At 59.4% G+C, this 5,205-nt stretch carries 6 protein-coding genes; 5 read left to right on the top strand and 1 reads right to left on the bottom strand.

Annotated elements, in window-relative coordinates; translation table 11 throughout:
- Positions 1 to 40: 40 nt before the first annotated feature.
- The 3 genes from BN874_RS20250 (at position 41) to BN874_RS20240 (ending at position 2,818) form a co-directional block, all read left to right on the top strand.
- Positions 41 to 418: a tetratricopeptide repeat protein gene (locus BN874_RS20250; protein ID WP_051498133.1), complete on the top strand. Its 378-nt coding sequence runs from the start codon at positions 41 to 43 to the stop codon at positions 416 to 418.
- A 35-nt stretch (positions 419 to 453) separates the two neighbouring features.
- Positions 454 to 2,361 (top strand): DNA repair helicase YoaA, encoded by a 1,908-nt coding sequence (gene yoaA, locus BN874_RS20245; protein WP_051498135.1) that lies wholly within the window; start codon positions 454 to 456, stop codon positions 2,359 to 2,361.
- A 91-nt stretch (positions 2,362 to 2,452) separates the two neighbouring features.
- On the top strand, positions 2,453 to 2,818 hold the full coding sequence (locus BN874_RS20240) for a lysozyme inhibitor LprI family protein (RefSeq protein WP_051498132.1): 366 nt from the start codon (positions 2,453 to 2,455) through the stop codon (positions 2,816 to 2,818).
- A gap of 36 nt (positions 2,819 to 2,854) precedes the next feature.
- Here BN874_RS20240 and BN874_RS20235 read toward each other — a convergent pair whose 3' ends face one another.
- Complete coding sequence (locus BN874_RS20235; protein WP_051498134.1) at positions 2,855 to 3,532, bottom strand: phosphoadenylyl-sulfate reductase; 678 nt, start codon at positions 3,530 to 3,532, stop codon at positions 2,855 to 2,857.
- Between the two features lie 299 nt (positions 3,533 to 3,831).
- Between BN874_RS20235 and BN874_RS20230 the strand changes: the two genes are divergently transcribed.
- Both BN874_RS20230 and BN874_RS20225 read left to right on the top strand, forming a co-directional pair.
- Positions 3,832 to 4,599 carry an ABC transporter ATP-binding protein gene (locus BN874_RS20230; protein WP_034436466.1) on the top strand — a complete coding sequence of 256 codons (768 nt, stop codon included), beginning with the start codon at positions 3,832 to 3,834 and terminating at the stop codon, positions 4,597 to 4,599.
- The coding region (locus tag BN874_RS20225; protein ID WP_034436457.1) for an ABC transporter permease at positions 4,596 to 5,205 on the top strand (610 nt) is incomplete at its 3' end. The genes BN874_RS20230 and BN874_RS20225, both read left to right, overlap by 4 nt.

Genomic DNA, 5,205 nt, shown 5'->3' with positions numbered 1-5,205 from the left:
GACGGCATACGAGATATTGGCGTGACTGGAGTTCAGACGTGTGCTCTTCCGATCTCCGCCGGCTGATTTGCCGCCAGCAGAAATTACCCGCGAAGGGAATCAAGCGGTGGTTGCGTTGTTGGATAGCGCCGACAAGTACGTCAAGAGTAACCAGTTGGATAAGGCCGGTGCGGCACTGGAACGGGCGCTGCGCATTGAGCCACGCAATGCCGGCATCTGGCACGATCTTGCCCAGATTCGCCTGCATCAGGGCCAATACCAGCAGGCCGAGTCGCTGGCGAGCAAGTCCAACAATCTGGCCGGCGGTAACCGGGCGTTGCAAGCCCGCAACTGGAAGGTAATCGCCTCCGCCCGCAAGGCGGCGGGTAATGGCTCTGGTGCCGAGGAAGCCGAAGCGCGGGCGGTGCAGTCGCGCTGAAGTCGGTGCGGTTGCGAGGTGTTGCTGTGGACAACATGACCGAATTGCTGGGGCCGGATGGCCCACTGGCTCGACAGGTCGCGGGATTTGCGCCGCGCCCGCAGCAGCAGGACATGGCAGCGGCGGTCGCGGCCATTCTGAATGACAGCGGGACGCTGATCGTTGAAGCCGGCACCGGCACCGGTAAAACCTTCGCTTATTTGATCCCTGCGTTGCTGGCCGGGGCGCGGGTCATCATCTCTACCGGCACCCGCCACTTGCAGGATCAGCTTTACTATCAAGACTTGCCGGTAGTACGCCAAGCACTGAAAGTGCCGGTGAAGGCTGCACTGCTGAAGGGGCGCAGCAACTACCTCTGCCGCTATCGCTTGCAAGCCACTGAGCAGGAAGGCCGCTTACCCTCGCTCGATCAGGTGGCTGAGTTGCGCCGGATTCACGCTTGGGCCGGTCGCAGCCAGCGCGGCGACATTACCGAAATTCCCGATGTGCCGGAATCCTCGCTGATCTGGCCGCGAGTGACTTCCACGGTGGACAACTGCCTGGGGCAGGATTGCCCACAATTCGATGACTGCTTTTTGGTCAAGGCGCGGCGCGAGGCGTTGGCGGCGGATGTGCTGGTGATTAACCACCATCTGTTTTGCGCGGATTTGGCGCTCAAGGAGACGGCAGGGTTTGCCGAATTGTTGCCCAAAGCAGAAGCGTTTATCCTCGATGAAGCGCATCAGTTGCCGGAGATCGCCAGCCACTTTTTCGGCCAGTCGTTGAGCGGTCGGCAGTTGAGCGAACTGGTGCGGGATACGGTGGTGGAACAATTACGGGAGGCGGCGGATTTTGTCGATCTGCGGCGCCGGGCCGAAGCATTGGAGTCGGCGATCCCGGCACTGCGCCAGGGGTTGGGTGCAGCGGATCACCGGGCGTTATGGCAGGAAATAGCCGCTCAGTCGGCAGTGGTGGAGGCGGTTAGCCAGTTGACCGAAGTGCTGGATCGGTTGCGTGAGGCATTGAAAGAGGCGGCGCAGCGCGGCAAAGGGTTGGAGAACTGCCACCGGCGTGGCGAGGATCTGGCGCAGCGTTTGTTGACACTAACCGGTCCGAACAGCAACCCGGACCAGGTACGCTGGTTTGAAACCCGTGGGCGCGGTTTTACCCTGAGTCTGACCCCGCTCGACATTGCGCCGGTATTTCAAAAGCAAATGACGGCGCGGCCCGGTGCGTGGATTTTTACCTCAGCGACGCTGGCAGTAGGGCAGGGATTCGAGCATTTTGCGGCGCGGTTGGGTTTGCAGGATTATGCAGCGCTGCGGCTGGACAGTCCGTTCGATTTCGCCCGCAATACTTTGCTCTATCACCCGCCAGAATTGCCTGATCCCGGAGTGTCGCACTACACGGCGGCGCTGTTGGAGGCGGTATTGCCGGTGCTGGAAGCCAGCCGGGGGCGGGCGTTTCTGCTGTTCACCAGCTATCGCGCCCTGCGTGAAGCGGCGGCAGTATTGGCGGATCGCTTGGCTTATCCGCTGCTGGTGCAGGGGGATCGGCCAAAAACAGCGTTGCTGCACCAGTTTCGATCCTTGGGCAATGCAGTGTTGCTGGGAACGGCCAGCTTCTGGGAAGGGGTGGATGTACGCGGCGAGGCGCTGTCCTGCGTGATCATTGACCGATTGCCGTTCGCTTCGCCCGGCGATCCAGTGGTGCAGGCGCGCATTGAGTCTTTACGCCAGCGCGGTGAAGACCCGTTCCGCTGCTATCAATTGCCTCATGCCGTTATCACCCTCAAGCAGGGCGCAGGCCGGCTGATCCGCGATGTGAGCGACCGGGGGGTGCTGGTGCTGGGTGATCCGCGCTTGTTGAGCAAGTTCTACGGGCGGGTATTTCTGGACAGTCTGCCGCCGATGCCGCGCACGCGGAAACTGGAACGGGTGCAGGCGTTTTTTGCGCTGGAATAATGGGATGAATGAAAACAGCAGGATATTTTTAATCTATCCCACATTGCTATCCAAGTCCTTGAAGTCTCAAATTCGAAATGAGGAACCGGTCATGAAAAACAGCCTGATTTTAATCGCCCTCCTGTTCGCTGCGCCGGTATGGGCGGATTGTGAAAAAACCAAATCTGATTATGACGTGGTTTATTGCAGTACTAAAATTTATATCCAGGCAGATAAGGAACTCAATGAGGCTTATAAAAAACTATCCGAAAAATTGGATATGGAAGGGAGACAATTGCTCAAAAAAGCGCAGCTTGTCTGGATTAAAGAGCGCAACCAGAATTGCAGTGAGACCCGACGGAGTGAAATCCTGTTGGATATGGATTGTGCTGCCAATACAACCATTGAGCGGACTCAGTTCCTTAATGACCGCCACCGCGAATGTGTCAGCGCGGGTTGCATGAACAGTAAACTGTGATAAAAATCGGTTCTTCGATGGTTTCTATGACAGCTTCTAAACATGCTCGTGCAGACCGCACTCACGCTTGAGTCCGAAAAACCGGGTCTCTTCATCACTCATGCCGTCAGCCAGTCGTCGGGTGGTATGAACGTCGCCGATGGAGACGTAGCCCTGGTCCCACAGTGGGTGATAGGGCAGGTTGTGCTGGGTTAAATAGCGGAAGACATCGCGGTCAGTCCAGTCAATCAGCGGGTGTACCTTGCAGCGACCGTTGCGCCACAACAGCACGTCGAGATCCTGGCGGCTCTTGGCCTGTTGTCGCCGTAGCCCGGAAATCCAGGCGGCAGCGTTCAAATCCTTGAGCGCCCGCTGCATTGGCTCGACCTTGTTGAGCCAGTTGTAGCGTTCGATACCTTCCAGCCCTTGTTCCCACAGCTTGCCGTAGCGGGCTTCCTGCCAGGCTGCGCCATGATCAGCGCGGTAGATATGCAGGTTCAGAGTCAGCCGCTCGGACAGTTCATCAATAAATTGATAGGTTTCCGGGAACAGATAGCCGGTATCCACCAACACCACCGGAATATGAGGTTGCTGGGCAGTCACCAGATGCAGGCAGACGGCAGATTGCGCGCCGAAGCTGGATGTCAGCACCACATGGCCAGGGAAATTTTCCAGCGCCCATGCGACCCGTTGCTCAGCGCTCAACTGATCCATCTCACGGTTCATTTTCGCCATGTTGAACCCTGGCTGCACAGCATCCCCCTGAAAATGCAGATCCGGTTGCTGTTGTGCCTGAGTCATGGCCTGTTTTACCTTGTCACTGCTTTGGGTGATCGGAATGGAGTCGAAGCATCGCCTTGGGTGCGCTTCATGTTGATAACTTAGCAATAAACCGATCAATCTAAAAGGAATGAGTATCTATATGGTTATTTCCTTTTATTATGAATCGGCGCACTGCAAACTAGGCACGGCTGATGCTGATCACTACAATCACTCCTCTTTCCGATTTCTGTCATTCCCGCATCGTCCTCGAAATGCCCACACCTTCGGCGGTGATCCCGTCTCCCGTTTCCCTCTTGCCCTTAGCCGTCCGTCTCCGCGCCGCCCGGTTGGTTTACGCCGGAATGACGCTGTTTGACCGGCTGGATCTGGAACTGATGGGCGGTAGTTTCACCTGCCTGCTCGGTCCCAGCGGCATTGGCAAAAGCAGCCTGCTGCGGTTGCTGGCCGGATTGACTCCGCCTGGCATCAGCGGCGAATTGCACGGTGGTGATGGCTTGCCGTTGACCGGACGGGTGGCCTATATGGCCCAGCAGGATTTGCTGTTGCCGTGGTTGAATGTGCTGGACAACGTCACCTTGGGTAGCCGGCTGCGCGGCGACCGACCGGATCAGCAACGAGCGCTGGAATTGCTGGTGCGGGTTGGACTGGCGGATTGTGCGCTGGCGCGACCGGATACACTGTCCGGCGGGATGCGCCAGCGGGCGGCGCTGGCGCGGACCTTGATGGAAGATCGCCCAGTCGTGTTGATGGATGAGCCTTTTTCCGGGCTGGACGCGCTGACCCGACTGCGCTTGCAAGCCATGGCGGTCGAACTGCTGACGGGGCGCACGGTGCTGCTGATTACCCATGATCCGCTGGAGGCATTACGGTTGGGCGAGCATATTCTGGTAATGAACGGGCGCCCGGCGACCTTGCACGCCCTGCCTGATTTACCCGGTGATCCGCCCCGCGATCCCGGCGATCCCGCAGTGCAAGCAGCCTATCGCGCCATTTTGCGGCGGCTGGAAGCGGTAGCGTGAACGGGCTGATGCGCAGTTTGCTGACCCTGGCCGGGTTGCTGCTGCTCTGGCAAGCTGTGATTGAATTGGGCGATCTGCCGCCGTACCTGCTGCCTACGCCTCTGGCGGTCGCCCTCAGCCTGTGGCGCAACGCCGGTGCGCTGCTCGGCCATGCCGCCGTCACCGCGCTGGAAATCGGGCTGGGTCTGCTGTTCGGTACGCTGCTGGGCGGCGTTACCGCGCTGGTTCTGGGCTATTCCCGCCGGGCGCAGCGCTGGCTGTTGCCGATGCTGATTGCTTCCCAGGCGATTCCGGTGTTCGCGATTGCGCCGCTGCTGGTGCTGTGGCTGGGCTACGGCATGGGTTCCAAGATCGCGATGGCGATGCTGATCATCTATTTCCCGGTGACGGCGAATTTCTATGACGGTCTGCGCCATACCCCGCGTGGCTGGCTGGATTTGGCGCGGGTCATGGCGCCCGCTGATCGACGCTGGGCGGTGTTGCGCCATATTGCTATTCCGGCGGCATTGCCGGCGCTGGCTTCCGGCCTGCGCGTCGCTGCCGCGGTGGCGCCGATTGGCGCGGTGCTGGGCGAATGGGTCGGCGCCAGCGCTGGCCTGGGTTATC

This window comes from Candidatus Contendobacter odensis Run_B_J11 (genome assembly GCF_000531125.1).
GTDB classification, from domain to species: domain Bacteria; phylum Pseudomonadota; class Gammaproteobacteria; order Competibacterales; family Competibacteraceae; genus Contendibacter; species Contendibacter odensensis.
Note: the sequence above shows the minus strand (reverse complement) of the source record. Positions and strands in the feature narration are given on the sequence as shown.